We start from the raw sequence: 15,261 nt of genomic DNA, 5'->3' as shown, positions 1-15,261 counted from the left end.
AGGTTGCGCGGGATGAACAGTTCGACGGGACGCGCCTCGGGCGCGGACGAGAGCATTCGCGAGCTGCCGCGGGAACGGCCCGGCATCGTGACGCATTACCTGCGCTACTCGATCTCCAATGGCCTGGTGATGCTGGCGGGTTTCATCTCGTTCCCGATCCTGACCCGCTTTCTCGACAATACCCAGTTCGGCATTCTCAGGTACTACGACACGCTGATGCTGCTGGGCGTCGCGATCATCAAGCTCGGCACGCCGCACGCGATCGTGCGTTTCTACCCATACGACGGAAACGAGCGACGAATGCAGGAGTTCGGCACCAACATGGTGCTGATGCCGCTGATGCTGTCCGGAACGATATGGCTCGCGGGCGTGTCGGTGATCGTGCTCTGGTCCTGGCTGGGGGAGGGTACGTTCTCTCCCCTGGTCTGGTGCGCGGTGCTGATGATGCCGATGTTGGCGGCCGTCAACATCGTGCAGATGGTGATACGTGCCAGCGAGCGTTCGGACATCGTCATGGCCGTTCGCGTCATCGGCCGCATGCTCGAACTGGTGCTCGTGCTGGGCGCCGTGATCCTGGTGCAAAGAAGCGCGCTGGCGATATACGGCGGCAAGATCGTCGCCACGATACTGCTGCTGGCGTGGCTCGCACATTGGATGTACCGCAACGTCAACGTAGCGCGCGATGCGATCGACTGGCATACCGTTCGTAGCGGCCTGGTCTACGGGCTTCCGCTGATGGCGCATGAGCTGGCTTTCAGCATCCTGGCCAACGTGGATCGTGTTCTGCTCAAGCAGCTCACCGGCGATTTCGCGGCCGTCGGTATTTATGCCATCGGCTATTCGCTCGCGATGCAGCTTAACGTCTTCATAGACGCGACCCTGTCCGAGGCGTTCACGCCAGTGGTGATGCGTGCCTACGAAACCGGCGGCAGCTCCGCGGTGCGTGCGCTCAAGGAGAGGGTGCTGCTGCCGATGACCTACGCGGTGGCGGCCATCATCGGAATCCTGCTGGTATCGGGCGAGGACATGCTGGTGGCGCTCAGCGGGCACGACAAGGCCGCGTCTGGCGAAGTGTTCATCGTGATCGGAATAACCGTATCGACCTATTCCATGCTCGCCATCTCGAACTACGGCCTGCAATTGAAGAAGCGGACGATGCAGGTGCTGATCATCACCTTGGGCGCGGCGCTGCTGAACGTGGTCATGAACCTGATTCTGATTCCGCGCATGGGCTACATGGGCGCTGCATGGTCGACCGCGATCGCTTACGGCGCGTTGGCCCTCGCGCAGTTTGTGATCTGCCCGAAGGGATTGGCGCGCCTGCCGGACGCGCATGCGGTCGCCGTATCGCTCGCGTGCCTGGCGGTGCTGGTGGGCGTGGCGCGCGGCACCAACCTGTTCGGGCTGCACGCCATTTGGGCACGACTGTCCGTCGCCGGCCTGTTGTTCGTGTTGCTGTATGCCTTGCCGGTCATGGCGCTGGATCAGAAACTGCGCCGGATGGCGATGGGCCTGATGACGCGGTCGCGATGAGGTGACGACCTGGTTGCTATCTCCGCTGGCCTGGCTGTTGCTTGCGGGTGCGGTGATGCCCTGGGCATGGGCCCGTCGTCGGCGCCAGCGCTGGCAGTTGATCGCGAGCGTTTCGCTGGCGGTCGTTGCGCTCGCGGCCATGACGCCGCTGGTGGCCAATCTGCTCGGAAAGCCGCTGCAACGTCCGATCGCCGCGCCGCTTACGTGCCGAGCCGCGCCGCCGTCGATCGCCGTCGTGTTGGGGGGCGGTACCGACGGGCGCCCGCGGAGCCATGCCGATTTCTCCGTGCTCAACCTGGCCTCCCGGCGACGAATGGATCGCGCAGTAGCCTGGTGGCATGCGCGCGAAGGGCGCGCGCTGGTGCTGGAGGGCGGTGGGCCGCAGGGAGGCATCGCTGTCGCCGAACTGATGGCAGCGTACGCGCGAATGCAGGATGTCCCGGTGGCGGCCCTGCGCGTGGAAAACCGATCCGACGATACCTGGGGCAATGCTCGTCATGCCGCAGGGATGACGCCGCCGCTGCCCCGACGCATCGTCCTGGTGACCTCGCTGATCCACATGCCGCGCGCTCGCGCGGCCTTTGCCAGCGCAGGCTTCGAAGTGTGTCCGCTGGGTGCGGATGCGCGCAGCCTGCCGTCGCGCCTGCCGTGGGCGCTCGTTCCGCGAACCAGTGCGCTCGTCAATACGGAGCTTGCCCTGCACGAATGGGTGGGGCTCGCGTATTACCGCTGGCGCGATCGTCGCGATGGGCTCGTGAATCGCTGAGGCTCGCGTCCTGGCCTGGGCTGCGGCCCATCCTCCGACGCACGAATCGTCAGGCATCGTGGAAAAAAAAAGAGCCCCGGATATCCGGGGCTCTTCGTTGGGGCGGTTAGGACTATTACTTGTAGACCGAGAAGGTCGTGGTCGCCGTCTTGGTCAGGCTGCCGGAGGTGGCCACCGCCGACAGCTTGTAGGTGCCGATCGAGCTGGGACCCACGCCGGAGGTGAAGGACACGCGGGCATAGCCGTTGGCGTCGGTGGTGGCGCTCAGGATCACGTGGTTGACGCCGTTCGGCTTGAGCGCGTCGAACGCGACCTTCGCACCCGAGACCGCCACGCCGTTCTTGAGGACACGGGCAGTGATGGACACGACTTCGCCGGCCTTGTAGGAGGCCTTGCTCGTGCTGACGGTTTCCGTCAGGCCGATGGCGGCGGGAGCGGCGACGGAGTAGGTGGCCGACGCATTGCCGGTATGGACCGAGCCGTTGGCGCTGCTGACGCCCAGGCCGATGCCGTAGCTGCCGGCGGCAGCCGTGGTGGTCGACATCACGGCAAGGGTCGCAGAGCCGCTGGCGCCAGGAGAAAGCGCGATCGCGGTCGTCGACAACTCGCCCGTCCAGCCGGTCGGAACACTACGAGCGAGAGCGAACGAGGTGTTGGCGCAGGCGCTGCTGTCGTTGTTCTTCAGGCTCACCGTGTACTTGTTCTCCGTGCCGGCGGCGACGGCGGCGGTCGGGCCCGTCATGGTCACGGTCGGCGCTGCGCGGGTGCAGGTCGGAGTCGGCGGCGGAGGCGTGGAGCCGGCCTGGATTTCGTAGGCGCCCACGTCGTTGGCGGCGCCCGAGGGGCGCGGCTGCAGGACGAAGTCGGTGGACATGCCGCTGATCATCGGGGCCTTGTCGGTCACCGGGCTACCGGCGAGCGGTTCGGCATCGAAGGCGGCCAGGGTCATGTTGGTCAGCTTCGGGTCCTGGGTGCAGGTGGTTCCCGTCTGGCAGGTACGCACCTTCCAGGCCATGTTGCCGGAGAAGGACTTGGCCGCCGGAGCGCTGCCGCCGCTGAACAGCGTCGCGGTGGAGCTGTTGGCGTAGTACGGGAAGCCGACCACCAGGTTGTTCTGGATGTTGATCTTGTCGGTGGAAGCGCCTTCGCCATAGGCGATCTGCGCATCGCCTTCGCCGGCGATGGTGTTGTGGCGCACGGTCGCGGTGTCGTTGCCGGTCAGGATCAGCAGCAGCGTGCTGCCGTAGGCGCGGCACAGATCGCCCTCGGCCATGTAGTACTTGCCGTGGAAATAGGTGCAGTTGCCGACCAGGACCGAGTTCTCGATCAGCGAGTTGCCCTTGATCTTGACCTGGTTGCCGGCGTTGGCGACCGAGTAGATGCGGCGCAGCGTCACGTTGGTCGTGTCCGCACCGTCCATGTAGCGCAGGTCGAGGCCGTCGGAGGTGTTGTGATGGATGAAGGCGTCTTCGATCAGCCATTGGCCGCCGGTGTCGACCGTGCCGAAACCGTCGCCGTAGCCGCCGGTGGTCTGCGCCCAGCACGCCCACGGCTCGCCGGTCGCGACGCGCTCGCCGCAGCCGTTCCAGCCGATTTCGATGTCGCGCATGATCATCTGGCCGGAGTTCGAACCGGTGCCGACGTTGCCGTCCCAACCGGCGCTGCCGTTCTTGTTCATCTTGACGCGTTCGAGGGTCCAGTTGGACAGGCCGCCGGCGTTGAAGCCGCGCGCCGCCATGCCGTGCACGTTCACGTCATGCATCCACACGTTGTTCGAAGCGGTGGCGTACACGCCCACGCGGGCCCAGGCCATCGCGCTGGTGCAGGTCGCCGCGGCATTGGAATGGTTGTAGACGCAATCGCTGTTGTCGGTGATTTCGAGATTGCCGACTTCGACGTTCGAGCTGCCGTCGAGGTTGAGCACGCGATGGGTGCCGGCGACGCCGACCAGCTTGGTGCCGGCCTTGCCGAGGATGCGGGTGCGCGAGGTCGCGCTCGGGCCGCTCGGGATCTTCTGCATGTAACCGCCGCTGCCGATCTGGAAGCTGCCGGCGCCGATCATCAGGGTGTCGCCGCCTGCAATGCGCGCGCTACCCGAAGAAGGCATGGCGATGTTGGGGTTCTTCCAGGCGCAGGCCTGGGAGGTTCCGCTACCGGGATAGGCTGCATCGGCGCGGCCGGTGCATTGGGCGGCATCGCCACCGTCGGTGCGGACATAGAAGGTTGCGGCTTGGGCGGATCCGATAGCGGCGAAGCCAAGCGACGGAAGCAGGAGCGAAAGGAAGGCTCTGGGCAGCTTGCGGCTGCGAAGGGTGGAAGGGGACATTTAGAAGTGCGACTCCGGTTTGTGATTGGTGATGTGGTGGCACCTCCTATGTGGCCGGGGGCGGATGCTAGGGACGGGGGAGGGGGTGTTTTGTGCGCTACGTCACAGTTCACAAGATCTTCACGGGTCACATGTCGACCAAGAGCGTCTTTTGTGACGCGCAACCTGACAAATCTGGTCATATTCAGCTGGGGTTCGAAGACATAAAGGCTGAACAGGGGAATTGCGGCCGTATTTGCGGCGTGGCGCAGCCTCGCCCGGCCGCTGAGTCCTTAAGCGCGTAATGGAGGGGTTGCGGAAGCGTCCATTCCGATAGACCCGGAATAGAGCGTGCCAAGCGACAGGTATGCCTTCACCCGTAGGCGACTCGGCTGACTGCGTCTGTGACAATTGCGTCGCAATATAAGATGAGACGAGAGCCTGAATCTGGTCTCGTCAGACCTCTGCGCATCCGGTGAGGACGGAAGGATACGCGCGGGGCGGCTCAGGCGACGCAGGCCGGTATGGGTCGCGGCCGGCGTGGTGTCGCCGCTCTCGGGCGGCGAAAAGGCGGCCCGGCGGTTAGCCGAGTTTTCCGTCGTAATCCGTCCTGTTGACGTAACCCGCCGAGCCTTCCTGGGAAATGATCCTGCCCGGTACGCCGACCACCACCGAGTCGTCGGGGATGTCCATCGTGACCACGCAGTTGGCGCCGATCGCCACGTTGTTGCCGATGCGGACGCTGCCGGCGATCACCGCTCCGGGGCCGATGTAGATGTTGTCCCCCAGGACCGGATAGCCCCGATTCCTGCCGCGGTTCGCCCGCCCGATCGTCACGCCCTGGGAGATGTTGCAGTTCCGGCCGATCGTGGCTTTCTGGCTGACGACGATGCCGCCGAAGTGGCCGATGTAGAACCCGCAGCCGATGGAGGTGCCGGCAGGGATGGAGATTCCCAGCTTGTAGACCAGATGCCCGAGCACCAGGCGCGCGAATGGATACAGCGTGTACCTGAGCAAGGGACGGCCCTTCGTGTATGCACAGGTGCGCATCCAGAAGTTGTAACGGTACGACTCGCCGTGGAAGACGTAACGAAGCAGCGAAGCACGCTTCGCGTTTCCGGTGATCCGGTACAGATCGGAAAGCACCAGGAATCTGTACTGCGCAAAGGTCATGGGCCTTCCCGCCTGCGAGCGTTGCGAGGACGCGTCGCCGATCCTTGATGCATCGTCCGATGGCCGCACGCTGTCGCCCATCAGTCGCTCGCCTTCATGAGCGAAACCACGGCCTTGAATTTTCCGTTCGCGGATCGTGGTATCGATTCGACGGCTTCGACGATCACGGCGACTTCTCCAAGGCGCTGGCGAACGCGCCTCTCTATGTCGGCGGCATCGGTTGGGCCGAAAGCCGCGGCCGGCACGACCTTCACGCGGATGCGGTCGAGCGCTTCCTGGATGATCTGCCCTTCGACGACGTTGTCCTGGCCGATAAAGATGCCGTGGAACCGGACCATCTGGCGTCCGTCCGGTCCGACCACCACATCTTCGATCCGCCCGACCACCTCCTTCAGTACCGGCATCGAGCGTCCGCAAGCGCACGGCTGCGGATCCCACGAGGCGAGGTCGCCGACCCGATACCTGATGAAGGGCTGGTACTGCCGCACGAATCCGGTGGCCACCACTTCTCCGGCCTCGCCGGGATCGCAGGCGCGGCCGTCCGGGCGCAGGATCTCGACGACGCCCGCATCCGGACTCAGGTGCAGGCGCTGGTGCGCGCATTCGCTGGCGAAGACGGCGTTCTCGACCGTGCCGTACTCCTCGAACACCCGGCATCCGTATGCCCGCTCCATGACCGAGCGCATGCTCGGCGTTAGCTTTTCGCTGGTCGTCACCACGGCTTTCAAGGCAGGAACGCTGAGGTTGCGATCCAGGATGTGGCGCGCGAGCAGGTAGTACGACATGGCGTACCCCGTCAGCCACTGCGTCCCGTGGCGCCACAGCGCTTCCACGTACTGATCGGCGTTCTCGCGGCTCAAATGGAAGGCCGAAAAGTAGATCTGGTTTTCCACCCGGTTGTAGCGATGGAAAGGGCCGCTGCTGTTCGCATCGGGAACGACGATGCGCCCGGAGAAGGTCGCGCGGCCCTCGCTGAAGGACGTGCCCGCCCAGTTCGCCGATCGCGCTTCGCGTAGCGCCCTGGCGTCGCGCGCTTCCCTGGCCGTCCATAGCGTCGATATCGGCGTGCCTGTCGAGCCGCTGGTGAGGAAGCGGTAACGCAGCAGCGGGCGAACGTCGTCGCGGGCAAAATCCTGCGGATCGCTACGGATCGGATCCTTCGACAGCAGCGGAAGCTCCGACAGGCGTCCCGCACGTGCCGCGGCTTTTTCCTTATCGCTCCAGGTCCGTCGATAGTAGGGAATGTGGTCCGCGGCATTGCCGAGCAGGATCTTCAGTTTTTCAGCTTGATAGGCGTTGAACCTGTCGAGCGGCCAAGAGTCGCGATCGCGGTAGCCATGGACCAGATCGCCGTATCCCGGTCCCGAGCGCAGCCAATGCCGATAGAGGCCGAACGCCGATGCGGCGACGTCCTGGCCCCGTTGCGGGAGATGCGCGTAGATCTTGTCCGTCAGGCCCATAGTGGATTCCGTGCCGCTAGCGGATCGGCGTCTTGCCGCACGGCACCGCGCCGGCTTTGCCGCTTGCGGGGCTGCCGGCGAGCGGTTGGGCATCGAAGGCGGCCAGCGTCATGTTGGCGAGGTGGGGGTTCTGGTCGCAAACCGTGTCGCCGGGACAGTCGCGCACGTGCCAGGCGATGTTGCCGGCGTAGCTGGTGATGGCCCAGGTCCTGCCGCCGCTGAACGCGGTCAAGTTGTCGGGCCGCAGGTAGTACGGCGATCCGATCACGAGATTGTTTCTGACCTGGATGCGGTCGGTCGGGTTGCCCTCGCTGTGGCCGATCTGTACCGCGCCTTCGCCGCTGATGGTGTTGTGGCGGACGATCGCCGTGTCGTGGCCGGTCATCACCAGTTGCAGGGTGCTGCCGTCGGCCCGGCACAGGTCGCGATCCGTCATGAAGAACTTGTGCCTGAAGTAGCTGCAGTTGCCGACCAGAACCGAGTTCTCGATCAGGGAGTTGCCCTTCACCTTGACCTGATTGCCCGCGTTCGCCACGGCGTGGATGCGACGCAGGGTCACCCGGGTCGCGTCGGCCCCGTCCATGTAGCGCAGGTCGAGTCCGTCGGAGGTGTTGTGGTGGACGAAGGCGTCCTGAATCAGCCACTGCCCGCCGGTATCGGTGGTGCCCAGGCCGTCGCCGTAGCCCCCGGTCTGCTGTGCCCAGCACGCCCACGGCGCGCCGGTGGCCACGCGTTCGCCGCAGCCGTTCCAGGCGATTTCGACCTCGCGCAGGACGATCCTGCCGGAGTTGGAGCCGCCGTCGCCGATGTTGCCGTCCCAGCCCGCGGTTCCGTTCCGGTTGAGCTTGACGCGCTCGACCGTCCAGTCGCGGAGACCGCCTGCGTTGATGCCGCGCGCCGCGAGTCCATGGATGTCGAGGTCGTGCAGCCACACGTTGCTCGAGGCACGGGCGTACAGCCCAACGCGGGCCCAGGGCATGGAGCCGGCGCAGGCCGCAGCGGGGTCGGGATGCTTGTAGACGCAGTCGCTGTTGTCGGTGACTTCGAGATTGCCGATTTCCACGTTGGAGCTGCCGTCCAGATTGAGTACGCGATGCGTGCCCGCGATGCCGACCAGTTTCGGAGTCGCGCCGGGTTTGCCCAACAGGCGTGTCGGATTCGCGCGGCTGGGCCCGCTGGGTATGGATTGCATAGGCCCGCCGTCGCCGATTTCGTAAGTACCGGCGCCGATCATCAGGGTGTCGCCACCGGCGATGCGCGCAGGGCCGGAGGCGGGCAGGGCGATGGCCGGATTGTTCCAGGCGCAGCCATCTGCGGCGCCGCTGCCGGAGTAGGCGGCGTCGACGCGGCCGTTGCACTGCCTGGCATCGCCGCCGTCGGCGCGAACGTAGTAGGTCGTTCCGCCTGCCGATGCCGTGGCCGCTACCGGAAGATCGGACTTGCCGGAATGGCCCGATGGACACAGTTCCGTTGCGGGTTCGGTTTCGTCCGCGCACGCGGCCAGCGACGCGAGCGCGAACGCCGCGAGCGCGAGTCGTGGCGTTCGGCGATGCGTGCTCCCGGTGCGACTGCAATGGTGGCGGCAGATGCTGATGCTGTTCCCCTGTCCACGCTCGAACATCAACGCAACAAACGCCGGGATCTCGCAACTCCGGCAAGGCGCGGCAGCGCCCGAGCCGCGAGCGGGAAGCGTTGACCGGCAGGAATCGGCGCCGGGATGGGCGCGCCGGAGGCCGCGGCCTCCCGGCCCGCGTAGGCCTTGAGGATGCCGTAGCGTTCCATCAGTCCGCAAAGGATCCAGAAGTTGGCCATGACGACGCTGTCGAAGAAGGGACTGCCATACATGTTGCCGAGCGCCATCGACAGGACCGCGAACGTGAAGCCGAGCTCCAAGGTGCGCGCCTGCGATGGCGCTACCGCCGCGGCGGAACGGCGCAGCGAAGCCGCCAGCCGCCATAGCCGCCAGAACACCCAAAGCAGTGCCAGCAGGCCGAGCGGCCCGCACTCGGCCAAGGTCAGCAGGAAACCGTTGTGCGCGTCCTTGCCGGCGTAGGTGGTGTAGTCGCCGATATGCTCGCTGAAGCGTCCCAGGCCGACGCCGGCGGGATGGTCGCGCAACATGTCGATCGTGCCGTTCCAGATCGAGAAGCGGCTGGTGGTGCTGACGTCGAAGGTCACCGAGCCGGTGCCGGAGACCTGCTGGGTCTGCTGGACGCGGTCGACGACGCTCCCGGGCAGCAAGGTCGCCGAGGTCGCCACGAGCAGCAGCGCGGCGAGCATCGCCGCGGGAATGCTGCGCGATACCAGCAGGATCATGATCGAGAACAGGCCGATCAGGTAGGACTGGCGCGAGTAGGTGAGCAGAATGGCCATGGCCAGGATCACACTGCCCGCGAACGCCGCCCAACGCACCCACCGGCGCTGCCGGTACTGCAAGGTCGGTGCGAACAGCATCGGCAGGAACATCGCAAAGAACACGCCCGCGCGATTGGCCATCTTGATCTGGCCGAACGGGCCGGTGGCGCGTTGGGTTTCGGAAAATTCGCCCAGGTTGAACGACAGCCCCTGCAGGACGGCTTCCAGGCCCGCTCCCACGGCGACCAGCAACACCAGCAGGATGAGCTGCCTGGTCTGCTTCATGTCCAGGCCGCACTTGCGGTAGGCGATGTACAGCAAGGGATACAGGACGGCGACTTTGGCTTCGCGCAGATCCTTCTCTGCATCGGCCAGGTCGTGCCAATGCGCGGCGATGAAACCGATCAGCATCGCCAGGAACAGGGCGAGCAGCGGCGGAATGAGGTAACCCGGACGTTTCAGGTACTCGGGCTCGCGCCCGCCCATGAGCATCGCGAGCACGAGCAAGGCGACCGAAGTGCCGACACTGACATCCGGCGGCAGGTGCGCCGTGTTCGGAAGCAGGATGATCGGAATGGCATAGAGCAGGCGCATCGGATCAGTTCGTCCCGCCGGCGATGCCGGTCGCATGTTTCGCAGATGCGGATTGAGTGTTCATTTCGCCTGGCCGCGGGCAGCGCGCACGAGCACGCCGTTGTCGGTGGAGGCGTCCGGCTGGAGGCAACGCTCGTAGACGGCCGATGTCGCGGCGCCGAGCGCCTGCTGACTATGGTGCTGGCTCACGTGTTGCATGGCCGCCTGTACGAGCCGCGAGCGCAGTAGCGGGTCGGCCATGCGCGACATCGCGACCGCCAGCGCCTTGGCATCGTCGGGGCGGAACAGCAGGCCCGTGCGCTCATCGTCGATCAGCTCGACATTGCCGCCCACGGCCGAAGCTATCACCGGACAGCCAGCGGCCATGCTTTCGAGCAGCGCGTTCGAGAGGCCTTCGAAATGGGAGGGCAACACCAGGAAATCCGCGGCCTGCATCAGTCCGGTCGCATCCGAGCGCTCGCCGAAGAAACACAGGTCCGCTTCCACGCGGTGGTCTGCCGCAAGTTCTTCGATGGCGACCCTCAGCGGCCCGTCGCCGGCAAGCGCGATCCACGGGCGCTCGCTCGGCCGCATCGTCGCCAGCGCCCGGACCAGGCAAGGCAGGTTCTTGGCCGATACCAGCCGTCCGACGAACAAGCCGAACTGGCGCCCCTCCGGTACGCCGAGCGAGCGCCGGATCGCTGCGCGTTCCTCGCGGGAGATGGCCGCCGGAATGCCGACGCCGTTGGCGATGGTTACGAACATCGCCTCGCGCGCGCCGGTACGGCGGGCGGTAGCGCGGGCGCCCGCGCTCGAGTTCGCTATGACGGCGGCGCTTTGGCCAACGATGAGGCGCTTGAGCCACCAGAACCAGGCCGGTCTGTCGAGCGCAAAGCTGCGCTCGGACGCGACGAGCGCCGGCCGCCGGCGCGACAGCAGGCGCGCGAGGACCGTCGACCATTCGGCGGTCAACGAGAAGGCGTGAACGATGGCGTAGTCTCGATCCCGCAACAGGCGCGCGTAGGCGCGCAGGAACGCAAGGTCGATCCGGCGGCGCTTCGGCAGGTAGTGCACCGGAACGCCATCGCGCCGGATCGCGTCGGCCAGGAAGGAGTCGCAACGGAAGAACGCCAGCTCGGGCTCCCATCGCTGGCGATCCAGGCCCATGAGCAAATGCTGGACCTGGCGTTGGCTACCGCCTACTTCCATGCCGTCGATCACCACCAGGAGCCGCTCACGCCGCATGGTTGATGGCCCCCGTCATCAGGCCATGCAGCTTGACGGCTTCCTTGCGGGCATCGAACTCTATTTCTATACGCTGCCGTGCCGCGACCGACAGCCGCCTGCGCAGCGCAGCGTCGTCCAGCAAGCGCTGGAGTGCCTGCGCGAGCGATGCGGCGTCGCGCTCGGCCGCCAGAAGTCCATGCACGTCGTTGCCGATCAGTTCCGGCACACCGGAAACAGGGCAGCTGACGACAGGGCAGCCCGCGGCCATCGCTTCCATCAGGGCCACCGGGATGCCGTCGCGGCTGCCATTGGCGGCGATCTGGCAAGGAAGGGCGAATACCGTGGCCTGTTCCAGCGCCGTGCGCACGTATTCCTGCGGTTGTGCTCCAGCCAACTCCACGTGTTGCCGCAGTTCGTGGCGATCGATCAGGCCCAGCAGTTCCTGGCGCGCCGGGCCCTCGCCGACCAGGGTGCATTGGAAGGGCGTGCCGTTGTCGCGCAGAATCGCCAAGGCTTCGATCAGCGTGTGGAATCCCTTTTCGGGAGACAGGCGGCCGACCCCGAGTATCCTGTTTCCGGAGGGATCTTCCGTGCGCAGGGGAATCTGCCGCAGGTCGACGCCGCAATGCACGACCTTCAGTTTGTGCGGCGCCAGCGCGGATATGTTGCGATCGAGCCAACCGACGTTGTGGCGCGAAATCGTGACCGCCAGCGCGGCATCGGCGATCTTGCGCGGCAGCAGCTGATGGTTCCTGAACACATCGTGGGCGTGGCAGGTGAAGCCGAATGGACGTTGCATGGCGCGCGCCAGTACCCAGGCTGCCGTGGTCGGATACGTCGACCAATGCGCGTGTATGAATTGCGGATCGAATGCCTGGAGCCAGGGAATCTGGCTCAGACTTCGGACCAGGGTCGCCAGCGATTTCGCCATGACGGCCGGAGTGCGCCAAGTGTCCGCGACGACTATGGCGACGCCGCTGCCGATGCGGACGGGATGTGCGAACAGGGCGCGCAGGGTATTCCACAAGGTCGGCAGCAGACCCAGCGGCTGGCGAACGCGATCCAGCAGCGCTGCGGCGTCCGCCTGGACCATGGTTTCTTCAGAGCGCTTCAGGGAAAGAATTCGTACGTCGACCCCTACCTCGATCAGGGTACGGATCTCGCGAACGATGAATGTCTCCGACCAGCTGGGAAACTGCGAGACCACGTACACGACCCGGCGCAATGGCTGGGGCGAAGTCGCCGCGAACTCGGCGCAGGCCGTGTCCTGCGGCATCGCGGCCGGAGCGCCTTCGGAGCTGGTGAACTCATGGATTGCCCGCGACTGCATTGTCGTTTGCCCGACCGCTGTTCAGTAAAAAACAACGTTGCGTGGCGCCACCGACGGCCAGTGGCCGGGCGGCGGTCGGCGGCCGGCAGGAAGGGCGCTCTAGCTCAGCGCTGGGGAGTCCAGGTCACGATGCGTTCGCCGCGCAGGAACCGGAACAGGCTGACGGCGGAGGCCAGGTTGGTCAGCAGGAAGTAGTATGGCTTCGTGAGAAAACGCGACTTCCCCGACAGGCGCAGCGAGGTGAATCCAAGCAGGCCCGAAAACAGCAACGCGAGTTGCAGCGCCAGCAGCCAGACGTAGCGTCCCTGCAGCGCGAGCGCCAGGTTGGCCAGCAGTGCCAGCATCCAGAACACCGGCGACAAATAGCGGAGCAGCTTGTGCGACCAGAGCTGCCAGGCGAACGCGCCGAATCTGAACGGGTTGAGAAAGCGCTTCTGGCTCGCCAGCGCCGACAGGCTGCGCATGCCGACGCGCACGCGCATGGCCAGTTCCCGATCGGGATGGTCCAGGGTCTGTTCGTAACACATCGCATCGGGTTCGAGTACGGTGCGCAGACCCTGTTCGCGGACCACCATCGCGACGACGAAGTCGCTGATCAGTTCCGGAGCGATCTCGCGGTAGGCGCTGCGGCGGACCGCATACAGACAGCCGGAAACGCCGATGAGCGAACCGAGATCGCTTTCCGCCATCCGCAGCATGATTTCGTAGTTCCAATAGGACGTCCCGCCCTGGCCGGTCGCATCGTCCTGCTGCGCGACATAGCTGAGGCGGCCGGCGACGCAGCCCACCGACGGGTCGTGGAAATTGCGGGTTATCGCCCGCAGGGCATGCGCTTCGATCCGGGTCGTGGCGTCGGTGAAGAGCAGGATGTCCCCGGATGCGGCGGCCGCGGCCGCGTTCTGGCAGGCCGTCTTGCCCTGGCGCCCTTCGATGCGGAGCAGACGTACATTGCGGGCGTCGAGGCCGCGCACGACGCGGTCGGTTCCGTCGCTGGAGGCGTCCGAAGCGACGATGACGTCGATCTGCTGCTGTGGGTAATCCAGAGCCAGTACGTTCCGGACCTTCTGCGCAATGTCCTTCTCTTCGTTGTACGCCGTGATGATCACGGTGACGGACGGCGTGATGGCTTGCTTGCGCGGCGCGCGCGGGCGGATGCGTGCAAGGGCGATCGCCAGGACCGGATAACCCGCGTAGACGTAAGCCAACAGGCAGACCGAACCCCAGAACAGAACTTCGAGCATGGCTCTGGGTCCTCCGTCAGCGCTGCCACCAGAGCGTCAGGAACACGGCGTTTTCCGTGTATTCCGGATCGGGAATATTGGACTTTCGCTCGTTCCGGATCGCTTCTGCGCGCCAGCCCCAGTGCTGAGTCATCTGATAGCTGATGCCCAGGCTGTACACGCGATCGCGGTCTTCCTCATTTCGGGCCAGGAACTCGCGGTTGCGCAGCGAACCGGTGAGGAACACGGTGACCAGGGGGCGCGGCCGATAGTCGACCTGGAAGAACGCGCCGCGCTCGGTGCGGTCCGCATCGGTGCGGTCTATGTAGCGCAACTCCCTGTACAGCGGACGGACCCGGAAGCCGAAGCGCTCGCCCCTGTAGCGGTAGTCGAGTTCGACGTCGCGCTGCCTGTACACGCCCGACGACACCAGCGAGGAGGACGAGTCCACCAGGTCCGGAACCAGGCTTTCATCGGGGTCGCGCAGGCGCACCACCAGATCCTGGACCTGGTCGGCGAACTGATGGCGGGCGCGGAAACGAACGCGGGTTCGCGAATCCGGTTCCCACTGCACCGTCGCCCGGGCGATCGTCGTCGTGGGATCTTGGCCGACGTCGCGGTTCAGACGCGAATGGCCCAGGTCCAATTCATACTGGATCTTGCGCAGCCTGCCTTCATAGCGGACGAAGCCGTCGTTTCGCGTGTAGTCGACGGCCGTCGTGGCGTCGTCGAACTCGGCTTTCGTGGATACCACGTTGAGCGAAGCTTTCGAGGTGGGGCTCAGGTCGCGTTGCAGGGAGGCGGCCGCGCTACGGCGCTTGCCGTCGAAGTCGGGCGCCACTTCTGCATGCGTGCGGACCCCTCTGAGGTCCAGTTGGAAGCGGGTCGCATCGCCCAGTCGCGCGAAGAAGCTGGGGCCGCCGAGGAAGACGTTCACCCGTTGCAGGTTGCCCGGGTATCGTCCGCCGCGGAAATTGATCGGCTCCTCGCTCAGATAGTCCTCGGCTACGAGGTTCAGCCGCTGCGGCAGCAGCGACCAGTTGAGCTGTCCAGCGAACTCGCTCCGGCTCTCGTCGTCGAACCGGCTGCCGAAATAGTGGCGGCGCTCGAGTTCGCCGCGTGCCTGCAGCTCGACCGATGCGCCTTCTTCCTTGAAGTTGAACTTGACGCGGGGGACCAGGACCGTTTCCTTCGCCTGGTTGTCTTCGCTTTGGTTGATGTTGTCGCTGTGCAGCGTTTCCAACTCGAAGCGGTAGTCGAGCTTTCCAGCGTGGGCGCTGCCTGCCAGTGCCGCCGCGGCAAGGATCGCCACGTGCAGC

10 protein-coding genes are annotated in these 15,261 nt (G+C 65.6%); 2 read left to right on the top strand and 8 right to left on the bottom strand.

Features of this window, described 5'->3' with window-relative positions; all coding sequences use genetic code 11:
* The first annotated feature begins 12 nt into the window (after nt 1-12).
* On the top strand, nt 13-1,533 hold the full coding sequence (locus tag ASD78_RS12455) for an oligosaccharide flippase family protein (RefSeq protein WP_056101801.1): 1,521 nt from the start codon (nt 13-15) through the stop codon (nt 1,531-1,533).
* 1 nt (nt 1,534) lies between these two features.
* Nucleotides 1,535-2,299 carry a YdcF family protein gene (locus ASD78_RS12450; protein ID WP_082575602.1) on the top strand — a complete coding sequence of 255 codons (765 nt, stop codon included), beginning with the start codon at nt 1,535-1,537 and terminating at the stop codon, nt 2,297-2,299.
* Nucleotides 2,300-2,414: 115 nt separating this feature from the next.
* On the opposite strand, the gene ASD78_RS12445 is transcribed toward ASD78_RS12450, so the two are convergent.
* From ASD78_RS12445 to ASD78_RS12405, 8 genes are all read right to left on the bottom strand, one after another.
* Nucleotides 2,415-4,406: a choice-of-anchor Q domain-containing protein gene (locus ASD78_RS12445; RefSeq protein WP_082575601.1), complete on the bottom strand. Its 1,992-nt coding sequence runs from the start codon at nt 4,404-4,406 to the stop codon at nt 2,415-2,417.
* A gap of 780 nt (nt 4,407-5,186) precedes the next feature.
* Nucleotides 5,187-5,858: a serine acetyltransferase gene (locus tag ASD78_RS12440; protein ID WP_200944171.1), complete on the bottom strand. Its 672-nt coding sequence runs from the start codon at nt 5,856-5,858 to the stop codon at nt 5,187-5,189.
* Nucleotides 5,858-7,237: a phenylacetate--CoA ligase family protein gene (locus ASD78_RS12435; protein ID WP_056101784.1), complete on the bottom strand. Its 1,380-nt coding sequence runs from the start codon at nt 7,235-7,237 to the stop codon at nt 5,858-5,860. The genes ASD78_RS12440 and ASD78_RS12435 overlap by 1 nt, the downstream gene beginning before the upstream one ends.
* Before the next feature lie 1,620 nt (nt 7,238-8,857).
* Nucleotides 8,858-10,186 carry an O-antigen ligase family protein gene (locus ASD78_RS12425; RefSeq protein WP_056101778.1) on the bottom strand — a complete coding sequence of 443 codons (1,329 nt, stop codon included), beginning with the start codon at nt 10,184-10,186 and terminating at the stop codon, nt 8,858-8,860.
* A gap of 60 nt (nt 10,187-10,246) precedes the next feature.
* Entirely contained in the window at nt 10,247-11,386 is a 1,140-nt protein-coding gene (locus ASD78_RS12420; protein WP_162250171.1) for a glycosyltransferase, read from the bottom strand.
* Nucleotides 11,387-11,399: 13 nt separating this feature from the next.
* A complete protein-coding gene (locus ASD78_RS12415) occupies nt 11,400-12,722 on the bottom strand; it encodes a glycosyltransferase (protein ID WP_056101773.1) in 1,323 nt (440 codons plus the stop codon).
* A 104-nt stretch (nt 12,723-12,826) separates the two neighbouring features.
* Complete coding sequence (locus ASD78_RS12410; RefSeq protein ID WP_056101771.1) at nt 12,827-13,963, bottom strand: glycosyltransferase family 2 protein; 1,137 nt, start codon at nt 13,961-13,963, stop codon at nt 12,827-12,829.
* Between the two features lie 16 nt (nt 13,964-13,979).
* Nucleotides 13,980-15,254 carry a hypothetical protein gene (locus ASD78_RS12405; RefSeq protein WP_156087730.1) on the bottom strand — a complete coding sequence of 425 codons (1,275 nt, stop codon included), beginning with the start codon at nt 15,252-15,254 and terminating at the stop codon, nt 13,980-13,982.
* Nucleotides 15,255-15,261 lie beyond the last annotated feature (7 nt).

This window comes from Lysobacter sp. Root667 (assembly GCF_001427715.1).
Lineage (GTDB): Bacteria > Pseudomonadota > Gammaproteobacteria > Xanthomonadales > Xanthomonadaceae > Lysobacter.
This window is presented reverse-complemented; position numbering and strand designations above follow the sequence as displayed.